Here is a 14,267-nt window from a genome sequence, read left to right as displayed (position 1 = left end):
GAAGGAGTCCGCTCATGCTGACGGCTATCGCGGATGTGCTCAGGTCGATAGGCGGCGCCATCGCCACCGTCGTGACCCTGCCCTTCCGGGCGCTGGCCCGGCTCTTCGGCGGGGCATCGGACACTGCGCACGGGCGGCACTGACCGGCCGCCGCGCGACACGAAGGGCCCGGCTCCCCAGGAGCCGGGCCCTTCACGCGCTGCGCCGCGGGCGGCGGAGCGTCACTGCGCCGTGTCGTGCCCGAGGTCGATGTCGAACTCGGCGTGGCCCGCCTGGTCCACCCGCAGCGGCACCGCGACCGGCGGGTAGCCGCTGGCGATGACGGTGTACGCACCGCGGTCGAGGTCGGTGAAGATGTACTCACCGTCGCCGCCTGTGGTGGAGGTGCCCACCACGTTGCCCGCCGGGTCGAGCAGCGTCACCCGCGCGTCGTCGACCGGGCCGCTGCGGGCCGTCCGTACGACGCCGCGGATCCGGGCACCCGGTGTCAGCCGGATCTCGTACCAGTTGCGGGTACCGGAAGCGGCCTCCACCTGGAGGGCGGTGGGGCGGTGGCTCTCGGCGCTGACCGCCAGCGTGTAGCTGCCCGCAGGCAGGTCGCCGAAGACGAACCCGCCGTCGGCGCCGGCCACGCCCGAGGCCACGACCTCGCCCCGCACGTCGGTGGCGACGACCAGCGCGCCGGGCACCGGTGTGTCGCCCTGCTCCGCGCGGACCTCGCCGGCCAGCCCGGCCGCCCCGCTGAGCGCCAGATCGAACCTGACCGGCTCGTCGGCCACCACGACGGTCACGGCCTGCGGCTGCCGGGAGCCCGCCGAGCCGATCAGCACGTATGTGCCGGGGCCGGCCGCGGGCAGCGCGTAGCCGCCGTCGGGCCCGGTCGATGCGCGTCCGAGCTGCCGGCCGCCGATGTCGATGAGGGTGACCACGGCCTGCGCCAAGGGGCTGCCGGTGCCGTCCTGCACCGTCCCCTGGATGAGGGGGCCGGTGGCGCCGGACGCGGGCGCTGCGGCGGTGGGCCCGGCGTCGGCGGGTTCCGCGGGAACGGCCGCGGCGGCGGCCGGAGTTGCCTCACCGGCGGCCTCGGCGTCGGCCTGGGCGCGTGCCTGGAGTCCGGAGATCTGCCGCAGCGGGACCTCCTTGATGAAGAGCACCAGCAGGAAGGCCAGCGCGACGACGATCGCACCCATCAGGAAGACGGTGTGCATCGAGTCGGCGAAGCCCCGCTTGAACGGCTCGGCCAGCCGCGGGTCGAGCTGCTGGATGAACGACGAGTCGCTGAGCACGCTGGAGGAGCCGCCTCCGCCCGATCCCTTGAGCATGTCGAGGACCGGCTTGCTGGCCGGGTCGTGCAGCACGGCCGGATCGTGCAGCGCGGCCTGGAAATCCTCGGTCCGCACGGCCGACCTGAACGCCGCGGCGATCTTGTCGCCGACCGTGCTGAACAGCACCGACAGGAAGATCGCGGTACCGGCGGTGGCGCCCATCTGACGGAAGAACGTCGAGGAGGCGGTCGCCACACCCATGTCCCGCGGCGGCACCGCGTTCTGCACGGCGAGCACCAGCGTCTGCATGCAACCGCCCAGGCCGAGGCCGAAGACGAGCATGTAGACCATCGTCTCCCAGAGCGGGGTGTCCCACTGGACCCGGAAGTGGAACAGCAGCATCGCCGCGACCATCAACGCGGTACCGATGATCGGGAAGATCTTGTACCGGCCGGTCTTGGAGGTGATCTGGCCGGAGGCGATCGAGGCGATGAACATGCCCGCCATCAACGGCAGCATTTCCAGGCCCGACTTGGTGGGGCTGGCGCCCTTCACGATCTGGAGGTACTGCGGGATCATCAGCATCCCGCCGAACATGCCCATACCGATCAGCACGGACAGCAGGCTGGTCATGCTGAACGTGCTGTTACGGAACAGCCGCATCGGGATCAGCGCGTCGTCGCCGATCCACCGCTCCACGAAGATCCAGGCGACGATGCCGACGGCGCCGACGACGTAGCAGGTGACCGACGCGGTCGAGCCCCAGCCCCACTCCCTGCCCTGCTCGGCGACGAGCAGCAGCGGGACGACACCCACCGCGATGGTGAGCGCGCCCCACCAGTCGATGCGGTGGTCACGGCGGGTGTGCGGGATGTTCAGGACCTTGGCGACGACGAACAGCGCGACGATGCCGATCGGCACGTTGACCAGGAAGACCCAGCGCCAGCCCGTGATGCCCAGCAGGTGCTCCTGGCCGGCCAGCGCCCCGCCGATCAGCGGCCCCGCCACGCTGGATGTGGCGAAGGTGCCCAGCATGTAGCCCTGGTACCGCGCCCGCTCACGGGGCGGCACGATGTCACCGATGATCGCCAGGGCCAGCGACATCAGACCACCGGCGCCCAGGCCCTGGAGGGCGCGGAACGAGGCCAGTTCGGTCATCGAGGTGGAGAAGGTGCACAGCACCGAACCCACCACGAAGATGGTGATCGCCGCCAGGTAGTACGGCTTGCGGCCGTGCAGGTCGGACAGCTTGCCGTAGAGCGGCGTGGCGATCGTCGAGGTGATCAGGTACGCCGTGGTGGCCCACGCCTGCTGGCTCAGGCCGTGCAGATCGTCGGCGATGGTCCGGATGGACGTGCTGACGATGGTCTGGTCGAGCGCGGCCAGGAACATTCCCAGCATCAGACCGCTGAGGATGGTGAGGATCTGCCGGTGGCTGAGTGTCCCGGGCACGGGTATCGCCTTGGTCCCCGCCGCGGGCGGGGAGGTGGAGGTGCTCATGCGTGTATGTCTCCCTGCTTCACGGCGGCTCCCTGGTCTCCCCCGGGGGACAGCCGTGCGTGTTGGTGTTCCACCAGGTCGTCGTTGAGCCGGCTCATCAGCCGGATCAGATCGGCCCTGTCCTGCGCGGGCCAGCACTCCAGAAGCGCGGCCAGTTCGGCGTCCCGCTGACGCCGGTAGTGCTCGAATGCGGCGCGCCCGGCGTCGGTTGCGGTCAGCAGCGACCCGCGCCGGTCCTCCGGGTCGGGACGCCGGGCGACCAACTCCCGTTCGACCAGCGACCGCACCTGACGGCTGACGGTCGACAGGTCGAGGAACGCGTCGGCTGCCAGGTCGGTGGCCCGGCGGTCACCGCCGACCACCAGCCGGGCCAGCAGCACCCGGTCCGCGGCGGTCGCGTCGTTCTTGGCGCGCTGTTTCCAAGCGGCGATCAGCCGCGTGAAGCGCACGATTTCCGTCCCCAGCCCGGCGGCAGCCTCGTCCAGCCCCGAGGAAGCGGTGATCTGCGCCCCCGTGCGGTCGCCGGGACGGACGGTCCCGTTACCCATCATGATCCCTTGTGAAAAATCGTCGGCGAACCCGTCACCGGCAAAAGACATTGCTTGTATCCAGCAAGTCTAGTCACGCCGCGAGGTCATGGATCACCGGATCCCCTCTCCGTCGGATGTTCGAACCGGCGCCACCGAAGGCTTTGTCCTTCTCTGTGGCGGAACACCCGGATACCGCGCCCCGGTGACGTAACTCCCGCCGGGGAAAGGCGCGTGGGCCGGCGTTGTCAGTGGCTGCCGGTACGGTCCAGGACATGGCGGAACCCTCGTACGTGACCTCGACCCGCACCTCCTACGACACCGTGGCCGCCGACTACGCCACCCTGCTCGGCGACGCGCTCGCGGCCATACCGCTCGACCGCGCGATGCTCGGTGCGTTCGCCGAGAAGGTACGGGCGGACGGCGGTGGCCCGGTGGCCGATATCGGCTGCGGTCCCGGCCGCCTGACGGGTCACCTGCGCGACCTCGGGCTCGACGTCTTCGGCATCGACCTGTCACCCGGCATGGTCGACGTGGCCCGCCGCATCCACCCCGGACTGCGCTTCGAGGTCGGCTCGATGACCGGCCTCGACCTCGCGGACGGCAGCCTGTGCGGCATCGTCGCCTGGTACTCCGTCATCCACACCCCGCGGGAACTGCTGCCCGGCGTCTTCGCCGAGTTCCACCGCGTGCTCGCCCCCGGTGGCCACCTCGTCCTCGCCTTCAAAGCCGGCGAGGAACAGGTCGAGTTGACGCACGCGTACGGCCACGACATCGCGCTGGACGTCTACCGGTGGACCCCCGACCGGCTGGAGGAACTGCTGAGCCGGGCGCAACTCACCGTCACCGCCCGGTTGATACGCGAAGCCGAAGGGCCGGAGAAGACCCCTCAGGGCTACCTCCTGGTCCGCAAGCCCGCAGTCGACTGCGCACCCGAGGAGGCCGAAACGTCATGACCACGCACGCCACCGGGCCGGGCAGCCGCGCCGCCCGGCCCGGTGCGCCCCCGTCAGTGCCGGGCGACGGCGCCCTCCAGCGCCGCGACGATCCGTGCGGTGTCGCGCGCGCCGGTACGCCAGTTGCTGAACGCGGCCCGCAGCGCGGGGACTCCGGCGTAGACCGTCGGCGTCACGAAGACCTCACCGGCCAGATCAGCGGCGAGCGCGCGCAGCCGCCCGGCGTCCGGCTCGCCGGCCGAGGTGAAGCAGACGACGTTGAGCCGGACCGGCGCCAACAGCCGCAGACGGGAGGAGGATTCGACGGCCCGCCCCAGGGCGCGGGCACAGGACACGCACCGCTCGACGATCTCGCGGTGCCCGTCCCGCCCGTACGCCTGCAAGGTGAACCACGCCGCGAGCGCCCGCAGCCGGTGCGAGTTCTCCGGGGTCAGCTGGACCAGGTCGGGGGCGCCGTCCGACGGGCCGAGGTAGGCCGCCGTGTTCCGGAAGACCCGGGCCTGGAGGTCCTGGCGACGGGTGAACTGCACGGCGCTGTCATAGGGCACGTTCAGCCACTTGTGCAGATCGACGCAGACCGAGTCCGCCAGGTCGAGGCCCGCCACCAGGTGCGCGTGATCGGGGGAGAGGGCGGCGAAGGCGCCGAAGGCCGCGTCCACGTGCAGCCAGAAGCCGTACCGTTCGCGCAGTGCGGCGATGGCCCGCAGATCGTCGAAGTCGACGGTGTTGACCGTACCGGCGTTGGCCACGACGACACACGGCCCCTCGCTCTCCCGCAGGGCCCGCTCCAGCGCCACCGGGTCGACCGCCTCCCGCCCCGGCAGCACCGGCACCTGCACCAGCGCCGTCCGTCCGATACCGAGCATCGACAGGCCCTTGGCGACGCTCGAATGCGGGCTGCCGGACAGCACCCGTACCGCTCCGAGCGCGGCCACGCCGTCCTCCGCCGGCGAGACGCCGAGCCGCTCCCCGAGCCATTCACGGGCGATCGCCAGGCCCACCGTGTTGGACATCGTCGCGCCGCTGACGAACGTCCCCCGGTGCGCGTCGGACAGCCCGAACAGCTCGCGCAGCCAGCCGACCGTCTGGCGCTCCAGCTCCTGGCCCGTGCCGTCCAGCGAGGTGTTGGAGTTCTGGTCAGCGGTCGCCGTCAGCCAGTCCCCGGCCAGCGCAGCCGGGGTGGCGCCGCCCGTGACGAACCCGAGATAGCGCGGGCCCGCGCCGCCGGAGAGGCCCGGCTCCCATCGTTCGGCGAACTCCTCCAGGGCGGCCCGCAGGCCGCCCCCGTGCTCCGGCAGCGGTACGGCCTGCGGGACCGGCAGGGCGGGCACGACCGGCCGCTCCTCCAAGCCGTCGAGGAACGCGGTGGCGTGCCGCCGGGTGGCCTCCAGGAGGCCGGGGAGCTGGGACAGGTCTGCGGCGAGGCGAGGGTGCATGGTGGTGCGGCTCCATTCGTCGGTACGCGCTCCACGCTAGGAGGCGGGCGGCCGAGGCGGCTGGTCCAATCGCGAGCCACTGGACCAGCGCGGGTGGGGGAGACTGGACCCGTGCGAGTGGGCGAGGAACAACTGGTCAGGGCCCTGGGCGCGTGGCGCAGGCCGGGCGTCCCACTGGTCACGGCGCTGGACGAGGCGATCCGGGAGGCGGTCATCGACGGCCGGCTGCGGACCGGCAGCGAGCTGCCCGCGGAACGCCGCTTCGCCGCGGCCGTCGGCGTCAGCCGCGGCACGGTGACCGCCGCGCTGGAAGGACTGCGCGACGGCGGCTGGGTCCGCACCCGGCACGGCAGCGCGAGCACCCTGTGGCTGCCGGACGCGGCGGCCGAACCGCTCGCCCCGCTCACCGCCACCGGACAGACCGGCCTCATCGACCTGCGCCGTGCCGTGCCCGCCGCACCCCGGGCCGCCTACCGGGAAGCCACCCTGCGGGCCGTGGAACGCGCCGGACATCTGCTGACCGAGGACGGGGAACCAGGCCCCGGCCTGCCCGAACTCCGCGCCCTGCTGGCCGAACGGCTCACCCGCCAGGGCCTGGCCACCCGCCCCGAACAGATCCTGGTCACCTCCGGGACGCGCGCCGCGTTCGCGCTGCTCTGCGCCCACCTGCGCCCGCGGACCGCGGCCGTCGAAGTCCCCACCTACTTCGACGCGTTGGACGTCCTGCGCACGCAGGGGACCAGGCTGACCGGCTGCCGGGTGACCACCGACGGCTGGGATCCCGACCAGCTCGACGCGGCGTTCGCGGCGGCCCGGGACGGCCTGGCCTACCTCGTGCCCGACTTCCAGAACCCGACCGGCGCGCTGATGACGGCACCGACCCGCAGGACCGTCGCCGACCTGGCGGCCAGGCACCGGGTCACCGTCGTGGTGGACGAGACCATGCGGGAACTCGACCTGCGTGACGCGCCCCGCCCGGCGCCCCGCATCCGGCACGCGGTGCTGATCGGCTCGGCAGCCAAGGGCCTCTGGGGCGGCCTGCGCGTCGGCTGGATCCGCGGCCCCGCGTCCCTGATCACCGCCCTGGCCCGGCACCCCCTGAGCGCACCGCTCTCCGCCGCGCCGATACAGCAGCTGATCGCCGTCGAACTGCTGGGATCCACCGAGCCGTTGCTCCGCAGCCGCCGCGCGGAGCTGCGGACGCGGCGGGACCACCTGAGCGCCCTGCTGGCGGACGACGCGCGCTGGAGCTTCACGGTCCCGCCCGGCGGCCTCGCCCTGTGGCTGGAACTGAACGGTATCCGCGCCGCCACCGTCATCGAACGGGCCCGCCGCAGCGGCCTCGCCCTCGCCCCGGGCCCCTCGTTCGCCGCCGACGCGGCCCTCGTCCGGCATCTGCGCGTGCCCTACACCCCGCCGCCGCCCGTGCTCGACCGCGTGGCCGCCATCCTGGACGAGGTCTGCCGACGGACCGCCCCACCCCGCTGAAGCCCCCGCGCACAGCACCGCGACCCCGCCGCCCCACGTCGGCCGACCTGCATACCGTAGGGCCATGACCGACTCCGATGACGTCCGCCGCCTCGCCCTCTCCCTGCCGGAAACCGTGGAGAAGATCGCCTGGGGCATGCCCACCTTCCGGGTCGCGGGGAAGATGTTCGTCACCGTCCCCGACGACGAGTCCTCGTTCGCCGTGCGCTGCCCGGTCCTGGAACGGCAGGAACTGATCGCGGCCGAGCCGGAGAAGTTCTGGGTACCGCCGCACGAAGCCGCGTCCTCCTGGGTGCGCGTACGCCTCGCCGCCCTGGAGGACGTGGACGAACTCCGCGACATCCTCGTCGACTCCTGGCGGCAGGCGGCCCCCACCCGGCTGACGGACTCCTTCCCCGGCAGCGGCTGACCACCGGGGGCCGCCCGCCCTCCCGGTGCCGCGCCGGACCCGGCACGGCACCGGCCACACCCCCCGATCGGTTCCGGCCACGCACGGAGATCGAAAATTGTGCTGGACCCAGGAAGGAGCGGACGGCACGCTGAGCGGATGCCCGACAACTGTTCGTCCGCCCCACTGCCCTGGTACGCCCGTCCCGCCGCCCGCACCTGGCGCTGCGCCCCCGCACCCGCCGACGTGCGGGCCTTCCACACGGAACTGCCCGGCTACGCCGCCACCCCGCTCGTCGAAGTGCCCGACCTGGCGCGGGATTTGGGTATCGGACGGCTCTTCGTCAAGGACGAGTCGTCCCGCCTGGGGCTGCCCGCGTTCAAGGCACTCGGCGCCTCCTGGGCGATCCACCGCGTCCTGACCGAACGGGCCGCCACCCACGGTGCGCACGCCCCCCTCACCCTGGTGACGGCCACCGACGGCAACCACGGCAGGGCCGTCGCCCGGATGGCCGGGCGCCTGGGCGGCCCCGGCCTGACCGCCCACGTCTTCGTGCCGCAGGGCGTCCATCCGGCCGCCGTGGCCGCCATCACCGCCGAAGGGGCCCAGGTCACCGAGGTCGAGGGAAGCTACGACGACGCGGTACGGCAGGCGGCCGACGCGGCCCGTGCGCCGGAAGCGGTACTCCTCCAGGACTCCTCCTGGCCCGGCTACGAACGGATCCCCGGCTGGATCGTCGAGGGTTACGCCACTCTGTTCGCCGAGATCGACACCCAACTGACCGGCGCGGGAGCACAGCTGGGCGCCGGCCTCGTCGCCGTACCCGTCGGCGTCGGATCGCTGGCCCAGGCATGCGTCACCCACTACCGCAGCCGGCCGGGCGGCCCGTCTCCCGCGCTGCTCGCGGTGGAACCTGACTGCGCCGCCTGCGCTCTGGAGAGCCTCACCAAGGGAGAGCCGACCCCGGTGGAGACCGGTCCGACGGCCATGGCGGGGCTGAACTGCGGCACCCTCTCCCACCTCGCCTGGCCGTACCTGCGCGACGGCCTGGACGCCGCCGTGGCCGTCACCGACGCCGACAGCGCCGCGGCCTCCCGCGCCCTGGCCGCCCACGGAGTCTCCAGCGGCCCCTGCGGCGCCGCTGCACTGGCCGGCACCAGGGCCGCCCTCACCGGCCCCGGCACCGCCGAACGCCGCAGCGCGCTCGGCCTCGGCCCCGCCGCCACCGTCGTCCTGCTCAGCACCGAGGGCACCGCCGCCAACCCGCACCGTACCGATCCGCCCACGTCAACGGCTTGACGCAGCCGCCACGTTCACCGCACGGCGTCCTCAGACACGTGCGGTGAACGGGCAGGTCCAGTCGGCCGGCTTGGGGCGGCCCGAGTAGCGCCTGGCCTCGGAGAGCTGCTCGTACTCCAGGAGGTTGGGGTTGATGTCGCCCTGAAGCTCGATGTCCTGCTTGCGTATCTTCTCCTGGAGCCGTTCCCACAGCCCGGCGGCCTTGATCCGGTCGAACTGGGCGTGGGAATTGAACGCGAGCATCGGGAACGGCGGGCGGCGGCCGACGCGGCAGTGCGTCTCGTGCAGACCGATCACGAAGAACGGGTGCCCGGCGACGCTGTAGGCGAACGCCCCCGACGACGGGTCGGCTTCGTATCCGTCGGCCCAGGGATGTGTACGGCTGTCATGGTCGTGCAGGGCCTGCAACTGCTGCCACAGCAGCCGCTCGAAGTCGATCTCCGACACTTCGAGGGGCCCCGAGAAGGTCGCCACGAAACTGGTGAAGGGCTTGGCGCTCCAGTCCACCGACGCCACGTACGCCTGTAGATCGACCGCCATCTGCCGGGCCGCCTCGTCATCCCCGAACCACGTGTAGTGGCGATGGGTGATGCCGCCCTGCCGCCAGGCGGAGCGCCCGGCGAGGCAGGCAAAGGAGTCGCCGAGCAGGAACTGCCCGACTACTTCGGTGGCGTCGGTGGTCTCAACCGGCATGTTCGCGACCTTCGGTGAAAGAGGGTACCCGTCATAGGGAGGACCCACGCAGTGAAGAACGGCCACGGCCACTTCGTCAAGACAAGATCGTATTTACTCCGCCGGGGCTCTCACCTGCGGAGTCACAGGGGTCGGTGCGGCGGTCCCCGCCCGGTCCGAACACGGGCAAGGTTTCTGCAAGGCCGGTGCAAGGAAAGCGCGGTGATGTCCGGGCACCCCATGGACGGGACTGTCCATCCGACATTCATGGGGGAAAGTGATGTCCGGAGAATCCACGGATTCGGCTCTGGTCCAGCGGGGCCAGTGGTCGACCGTACAGGACTGCAAACAGGTGTTGGTCATCGCCCACACCGTGACGTACGCGCAGCGTCTGCGGGAGGTGTTCGATCTGCTGGAGGCGGATCTGCGGATCCAGGTGGTCTTCACCGCGGCGCCGCACGCCTTCGGCGACGGCGTCCCGCAGTACCTGCACAGCCTCGGCATCGTCACGGTGCCCTGGGAGCAGGCCGTGCGCAGGGAGTTCGACCTCGCGCTGGCCGCCGGCTCGCGCGGGGTGCACGAAGTGCGGGCCCCGGTCGTCCGCCTCTCGCACGGCGCTGGCCACATCAAGCTCCTGCGCAACGCCGGCTCCCTCGGCCCGGGGGAGGAACGGCCGCCCGGGATGATGAGCCGTCAGCACCTGATGCGTGAGGGAAGCGTGGTGCCGGCGGCCGTCGCCTTCGCGCACGACAGCGACCTGGAGGTGCTGTCCCGCTCCTGCCCCGAAGCGCTGCCCTTCGCGCACGTCGTGGGCGATCCCTGCTACGACCGAATCGTCGCAGGTCGGCCGCGCCGGGACGTGTACCGCAGGGCGCTGGGGCTCGGGGAAGGGCAGCGGCTCGTGGTGGTCCCCTCGACGTGGGGCCCCGCGTCGACCTTCGGGCGGCTGGACGCCCTGCTGCCGCAACTGCTGCATCAGCTGCCCGCACAGGACTACCGTGTGGCGCTGCTCGCCCATCCCAACATCTGGGCCGGGCACGGCGGTTGGCAGATCAACGGCTGGCTGGCCGGCTGCCGGCGGCGCGGTATCGCCGTGGTACCGCCCGAAGCGGACTGGCAGGGGCTGCTGATCGCGGCGGACTGGATCGTCGGTGACCATGGTTCGCTGACCGCCTACGGCAGCCTGACCGACGCCACGCTGCTGCTCACCTCGGGAACGCGCCGCGACATCTCCGCCGCGTCACCGACGGCACGCCTCGCCGCGGTGGCCCCCGTGGTGTCGCCTTTGCACCCCTTGGACGAGCAACTGCACTACGCGGCCGAGCGGCGCACGGCCGGACAGTACGACGAGGCGGCAGCCCTGCTCTCGTCGGCACCCGGCCAGTTCCACCAGCGCATGCGCACCCTCCTCTACCGCCTGCTGGAACTGGGCGAGCCGGCCTGCGCGCCGGCCGTGACGCCGGTGCCCGAGCCACCGTCGCTGACGGTGTGGGAAGCCGCGGCACCGGGAGCGCGGCGGTGACCGGGCGCGCGGCAGGGCGCCGCATCCGGCCGGTGCCCGACACCGGCTGGTCCACGGTCAGGTTCGGCCGCCGGTTGCGGCCCGACACGCAGCCGTCCGGCCAGGCCACGGGTGTCGCCGCCGTCGTCTGGCGCTCGGCGGCCGGCCGGGGAATCGCCCGGGTCCTGCTGGAGGTGGCGGGGGATTCCGCCGGGAGCGGCGTACCGCCGGGAGGCGGCCACGACGCCGACGTACACCGATGGGCGGATCCGGACGCACCGGGACCTTCCGGCCGGACGGAGTGCGCCGATCTCCTCGTCGGCCGTACTCCGCTCGCCCCGGACCACGCGCTGCTGCGTGCCCACGACCTGCTCGCCCGCCACCAGGGGTGCCTCATCGCCGCGGTCCCGCACACCACAGGGGGATGCGTGACCGCGGTGCGCGGCGCGGCCGAAGCGGTGTGGTGGCAGGGCGGCACCCGGGGCACGGGACTCCGGGCCCACCCGCACATCCTCGCGTCGGTGCTGCACGCCTGGCTGGTCGCGGGTGGCGCCCCGGGGTGCGTACGGTCCGTCAGCCCGGTCCCGCGCGGCAGGTCACGGGCACAGGACCGCGAGGTGCTGCGGGCCCGGCGCTGATCATCAGGACGCGTCCGTGAAGTCCCGTCGTCGGCCCGCGAGCCGGGCCGGGATTCCCGGGCACGCCCCGGGCCGGGTGCGGCAGTTCACAGCTGCCGCAGCCGGCCGTCGAGCCGTTCGGTGTCCGACGGGCTCACCAGCCGGTAGAGGTCACGGGCCGCCGCGTAGCACCGGACCGCCTCCGTCGCATCCGCGCGCTGTTGCGCCGACTGCCCGAGCCATTCCAGGCAGCGTCCCTGCCAGTGCCGGGAGAGGGTGTCGGGCTCGCGGAAGATCTCCAGCGCCGCCCGCAGCCGTGGTGTGCCGCTGACGTGATTCCCCCGGCAGGTCTCGGCGTGACCGAGGAAGGCCAGCGCGCGGGCCGCCTCGTAGGTGTCGCTCTCGGCTTCCAGCGCGGTGTGTGCCGCTGCGAAGTACTCGGCGGCATCGTCGTGTTGGCCGCAGGCCAGGGCGGTTTCGCCGAGCCTGATGCGGGTGAGTGCGGCGCCGCGCAGGTAGCCGGCCGACTCGCGCAGGTGCAGGGAGCGGGTGAAGCGCTCCCGTGCCGCGTCGAGCTGTCCGGCCCGCAGGCAGACGTGGCCGATGCCGTTGAGTGCCTGCGCCTGCTGCCGGACGTCGCCGTCGGCGGTGGCGTGCTCCAGCGCCTCGGTGAACCAGCGGATCGCCTCCGGGTGGCGTTCGGCGTCCCGTAAGCCGATCGCGCCGGAGGTGAGCATGCGGCCCTCGCCCGCCCGGTCCCCGGCGCGGCGGGCGGCGGTCAGCGCCAGTTCGTGCGCCTCGATCCAGGCATCGGAGTTGCGTACGCGAACGAACCACGGCCACATGGCATCCACCAACTGCCAGCAGGCCGTGTGCCATTCCACCCGCGCGCAGTGGCGTACGGCCCTCATCAGCCCGGTGCGTTGACCGTCGAGCCAGGCCAGCGCATCGGCTGGTCCGGTGAGCGGAGACGGCGCGATGTCGGGCGCACCGAAATCCCGGGGCAGTGTGCGGTGGGCGGGGGTGAGGATGCCCTCGGCCGCGGTGGCGGTGCGCAGGCACCAGCCGACGAACCGCCGGAGCGTCCGCTCGTGCGCCGGTGCGTCCTCCTGGGAATCGCTGCGGCGCCGCGCGTGGGAGCGGATGAGGTCGTGCAGGCGGTACGTTCCCGGGCCGGTCTCTTCCACGAGATTGGCTTCCACCAGTGCGCTCAGCGCCCGCTCGGTCCCGGCGTACGGCAATTCGCCGACCGCGGTCAGCATGAAGAGGTCGTACCGGTCGGCCGGCAGCAGACCCATCGTCCGGTAGAGCGCGGCGGCGTCCGGGGGCAGCAGGGCGTAGGTGGCGTCCAGCGCGGTGCGTACCACGGCTCTGCCGTCCATGCGGAGGGCGTCGAGCACGCCCTGCCCCTGCGACAGGCTGTCGGCCAGTGAGGAGAGCGAGCGGTGCGGCCGGAACGCCAGTTGGGCGGCCGCCAGACACACCGCCAGCGGCAGACAGGCGCACAGGGCGACGACCTCACGGGCGGCGACCGGGGACTGGGCGACGCGGGCTCCGCCGCCGGTCGCCAGCAGTTCGACGGCCGACTCAGGGGCGAGCGCGCTCAGCCGGTGCACGGCGGCGCCGTCAACCACCAGGCCGGTGAGCTGATTTCGGCTGGTGACGATGGTGAGACTGTCCGACGCCCCGGGCAGCAGGGGTCTGACCTGGGCCGCCGTCGCCGCGTTGTCCAGGAGGACGGCGAGCCGTAGGCCCGAGGTCAGGGACCGCCACAGGGCGACGCGCTGCGCGGTGTCCGCGGGTACGGCGGTGACGCCGAGCGCCTGAAGGAAGCCGCTCAGGACATCGGCGGCGCTCACCGGGCCGGCCGGGGCTGCGGGCCCGTCCGCGTCGTCGTCCGGGGCACCGTCCGGGACGCCGGGGTGATCCAGGAGATGGCCGCTCAGGTCGGCGTAGAGATGGCCGTCGGGGTAGTCGTCCGCGCAGCGTTGCAGCCAACGGGAGACGAGCGCCGTCTTGCCGACACCCGCAAGCCCGCTGACCACGACGAGGCGCGCGGTGCCCCGCAGATCCTCCAGCGCCCGCAGGTCCGCATCGCGCCCGATCAACTCCGGACGTACCGGTGGCAGTTGACGGGGGACAGGGGTGGCCGCTGCCACGGGCTGGTGAATGTGCACGCCGCCGCGGATCTCCTGGGCCTGCACGCTCGACCCGTACACCTGCGCCTGTCCTGTGAGGGCGTTGGTGTACTGGGGCGCGACGCCGGACCGTGGCGCGTGGCGCCGGAGCCAGTCGTTCAATGCCTGGCGGACGGCGGGGTCGTCAACGGCCCGTGCGTGGAGGGCGAGGGCCAGTTCGCGCAGCGTGGCGGAGGTGCCGTCCGCGGCCTTTTCCCAGGCGGCGACGACGGGCCGGTGCGCGGCGATGCGCGCGACCGCGGCCAATTCCTGCCATCCTGCGGATTCCTGCCCCCCACACATGATCATGGCCGACAGCAGTTCATCGGCTCTGTGTAATTCGGGAGTGGGCACGTCCGCAACCTCCTCAGCACAGGGCTCCAGAATGTCATAGGCATATGCATCGCTCATACTTCGGCGTCAGCCGCACATTGACATCTC

General features: G+C 72.6%; 12 protein-coding genes. 7 read left to right on the top strand and 5 right to left on the bottom strand.

The features are described 5' to 3' along the window. The first annotated feature begins 14 nt into the window (after nt 1-14). Nucleotides 15-143 carry an LPFR motif small protein gene (locus ACGFNI_RS18355; RefSeq protein ID WP_393684932.1) on the top strand — a complete coding sequence of 43 codons (129 nt, stop codon included), beginning with the start codon at nt 15-17 and terminating at the stop codon, nt 141-143. A gap of 78 nt (nt 144-221) precedes the next feature. Here ACGFNI_RS18355 and ACGFNI_RS18350 read toward each other — a convergent pair whose 3' ends face one another. Both ACGFNI_RS18350 and ACGFNI_RS18345 read right to left on the bottom strand, forming a co-directional pair. Then, nucleotides 222-2,765: an MFS transporter gene (locus ACGFNI_RS18350; protein ID WP_393684931.1), complete on the bottom strand. Its 2,544-nt coding sequence runs from the start codon at nt 2,763-2,765 to the stop codon at nt 222-224. Next, nucleotides 2,762-3,313: a MarR family winged helix-turn-helix transcriptional regulator gene (locus tag ACGFNI_RS18345; RefSeq protein WP_393685234.1), complete on the bottom strand. Its 552-nt coding sequence runs from the start codon at nt 3,311-3,313 to the stop codon at nt 2,762-2,764. The genes ACGFNI_RS18350 and ACGFNI_RS18345 overlap by 4 nt, the downstream gene beginning before the upstream one ends. 254 nt (nt 3,314-3,567) lie before the next feature. Here ACGFNI_RS18345 and ACGFNI_RS18340 point away from each other — a divergent pair, with 254 nt between their 5' ends. Beyond that, the gene (locus ACGFNI_RS18340; RefSeq protein WP_393684929.1) at nt 3,568-4,248 is read left to right on the top strand and encodes a class I SAM-dependent DNA methyltransferase; all 681 of its coding nucleotides are present in this window, start codon (nt 3,568-3,570) and stop codon (nt 4,246-4,248) included. A 53-nt stretch (nt 4,249-4,301) separates the two neighbouring features. Here ACGFNI_RS18340 and ACGFNI_RS18335 read toward each other — a convergent pair whose 3' ends face one another. After that, nucleotides 4,302-5,684, bottom strand: a complete 1,383-nt coding sequence (locus ACGFNI_RS18335) for a pyridoxal phosphate-dependent decarboxylase family protein (protein WP_393684927.1) — start codon at nt 5,682-5,684, stop codon at nt 4,302-4,304. 111 nt (nt 5,685-5,795) lie between these two features. Between ACGFNI_RS18335 and ACGFNI_RS18330 the strand changes: the two genes are divergently transcribed. The 3 genes from ACGFNI_RS18330 to ACGFNI_RS18320 all read left to right on the top strand — a co-directional run bounded on the left by ACGFNI_RS18330 (nt 5,796) and on the right by ACGFNI_RS18320 (nt 8,859). After that, nucleotides 5,796-7,172, top strand: coding sequence for a PLP-dependent aminotransferase family protein (locus tag ACGFNI_RS18330; RefSeq protein ID WP_393684925.1), 1,377 nt, complete (start codon nt 5,796-5,798; stop codon nt 7,170-7,172). Between the two features lie 64 nt (nt 7,173-7,236). Then, nucleotides 7,237-7,581 (top strand): MmcQ/YjbR family DNA-binding protein, encoded by a 345-nt coding sequence (locus tag ACGFNI_RS18325; RefSeq protein ID WP_393684923.1) that lies wholly within the window; start codon nt 7,237-7,239, stop codon nt 7,579-7,581. Between the two features lie 138 nt (nt 7,582-7,719). Next, complete coding sequence (locus ACGFNI_RS18320) at nt 7,720-8,859, top strand: diaminopropionate ammonia-lyase (RefSeq protein WP_393684922.1); 1,140 nt, start codon at nt 7,720-7,722, stop codon at nt 8,857-8,859. Between the two features lie 30 nt (nt 8,860-8,889). Here ACGFNI_RS18320 and gntA read toward each other — a convergent pair whose 3' ends face one another. Beyond that, nucleotides 8,890-9,552, bottom strand: coding sequence for a guanitoxin biosynthesis heme-dependent pre-guanitoxin N-hydroxylase GntA (gene gntA / locus ACGFNI_RS18315; RefSeq protein ID WP_393684920.1), 663 nt, complete (start codon nt 9,550-9,552; stop codon nt 8,890-8,892). Nucleotides 9,553-9,811: 259 nt separating this feature from the next. On the opposite strand from gntA, the gene ACGFNI_RS18310 reads away from it, so the two are divergent. Next, nucleotides 9,812-11,053: a hypothetical protein gene (locus tag ACGFNI_RS18310; protein ID WP_393684919.1), complete on the top strand. Its 1,242-nt coding sequence runs from the start codon at nt 9,812-9,814 to the stop codon at nt 11,051-11,053. After that, the gene (locus ACGFNI_RS18305) at nt 11,050-11,670 is read left to right on the top strand and encodes a hypothetical protein (protein WP_393684917.1); all 621 of its coding nucleotides are present in this window, start codon (nt 11,050-11,052) and stop codon (nt 11,668-11,670) included. The genes ACGFNI_RS18310 and ACGFNI_RS18305 overlap by 4 nt, the downstream gene beginning before the upstream one ends. Before the next feature lie 86 nt (nt 11,671-11,756). Here ACGFNI_RS18305 and ACGFNI_RS18300 read toward each other — a convergent pair whose 3' ends face one another. After that, entirely contained in the window at nt 11,757-14,180 is a 2,424-nt protein-coding gene (locus ACGFNI_RS18300; protein WP_393684915.1) for a tetratricopeptide repeat protein, read from the bottom strand. Nucleotides 14,181-14,267 lie beyond the last annotated feature (87 nt).

This window comes from Streptomyces sp. NPDC048644 (assembly GCF_043199105.1).
Lineage (GTDB): Bacteria > Actinomycetota > Actinomycetes > Streptomycetales > Streptomycetaceae > Streptomyces.
This window is presented reverse-complemented; position numbering and strand designations above follow the sequence as displayed.

What these genes read in the sequence shown, in the direction of transcription:
- ACGFNI_RS18350 (WP_393684931.1), bottom strand. Translation starts at nt 2,765, where the DNA reads ATGAGCACCTCCACCTCCCCGCCCGCGGCGGGGACCAAGGCGATACCC.
- ACGFNI_RS18310 (WP_393684919.1), top strand. Translation starts at nt 9,812, where the DNA reads ATGTCCGGAGAATCCACGGATTCGGCTCTGGTCCAGCGGGGCCAGTGG.
- ACGFNI_RS18335 (WP_393684927.1), bottom strand. Translation starts at nt 5,684, where the DNA reads ATGCACCCTCGCCTCGCCGCAGACCTGTCCCAGCTCCCCGGCCTCCTG.
- ACGFNI_RS18325 (WP_393684923.1), top strand. Translation starts at nt 7,237, where the DNA reads ATGACCGACTCCGATGACGTCCGCCGCCTCGCCCTCTCCCTGCCGGAA.
- gntA (WP_393684920.1), bottom strand. Translation starts at nt 9,552, where the DNA reads ATGCCGGTTGAGACCACCGACGCCACCGAAGTAGTCGGGCAGTTCCTG.
- ACGFNI_RS18345 (WP_393685234.1), bottom strand. Translation starts at nt 3,313, where the DNA reads ATGGGTAACGGGACCGTCCGTCCCGGCGACCGCACGGGGGCGCAGATC.
- ACGFNI_RS18355 (WP_393684932.1), top strand. Translation starts at nt 15, where the DNA reads ATGCTGACGGCTATCGCGGATGTGCTCAGGTCGATAGGCGGCGCCATC.
- ACGFNI_RS18340 (WP_393684929.1), top strand. Translation starts at nt 3,568, where the DNA reads ATGGCGGAACCCTCGTACGTGACCTCGACCCGCACCTCCTACGACACC.
- ACGFNI_RS18320 (WP_393684922.1), top strand. Translation starts at nt 7,720, where the DNA reads ATGCCCGACAACTGTTCGTCCGCCCCACTGCCCTGGTACGCCCGTCCC.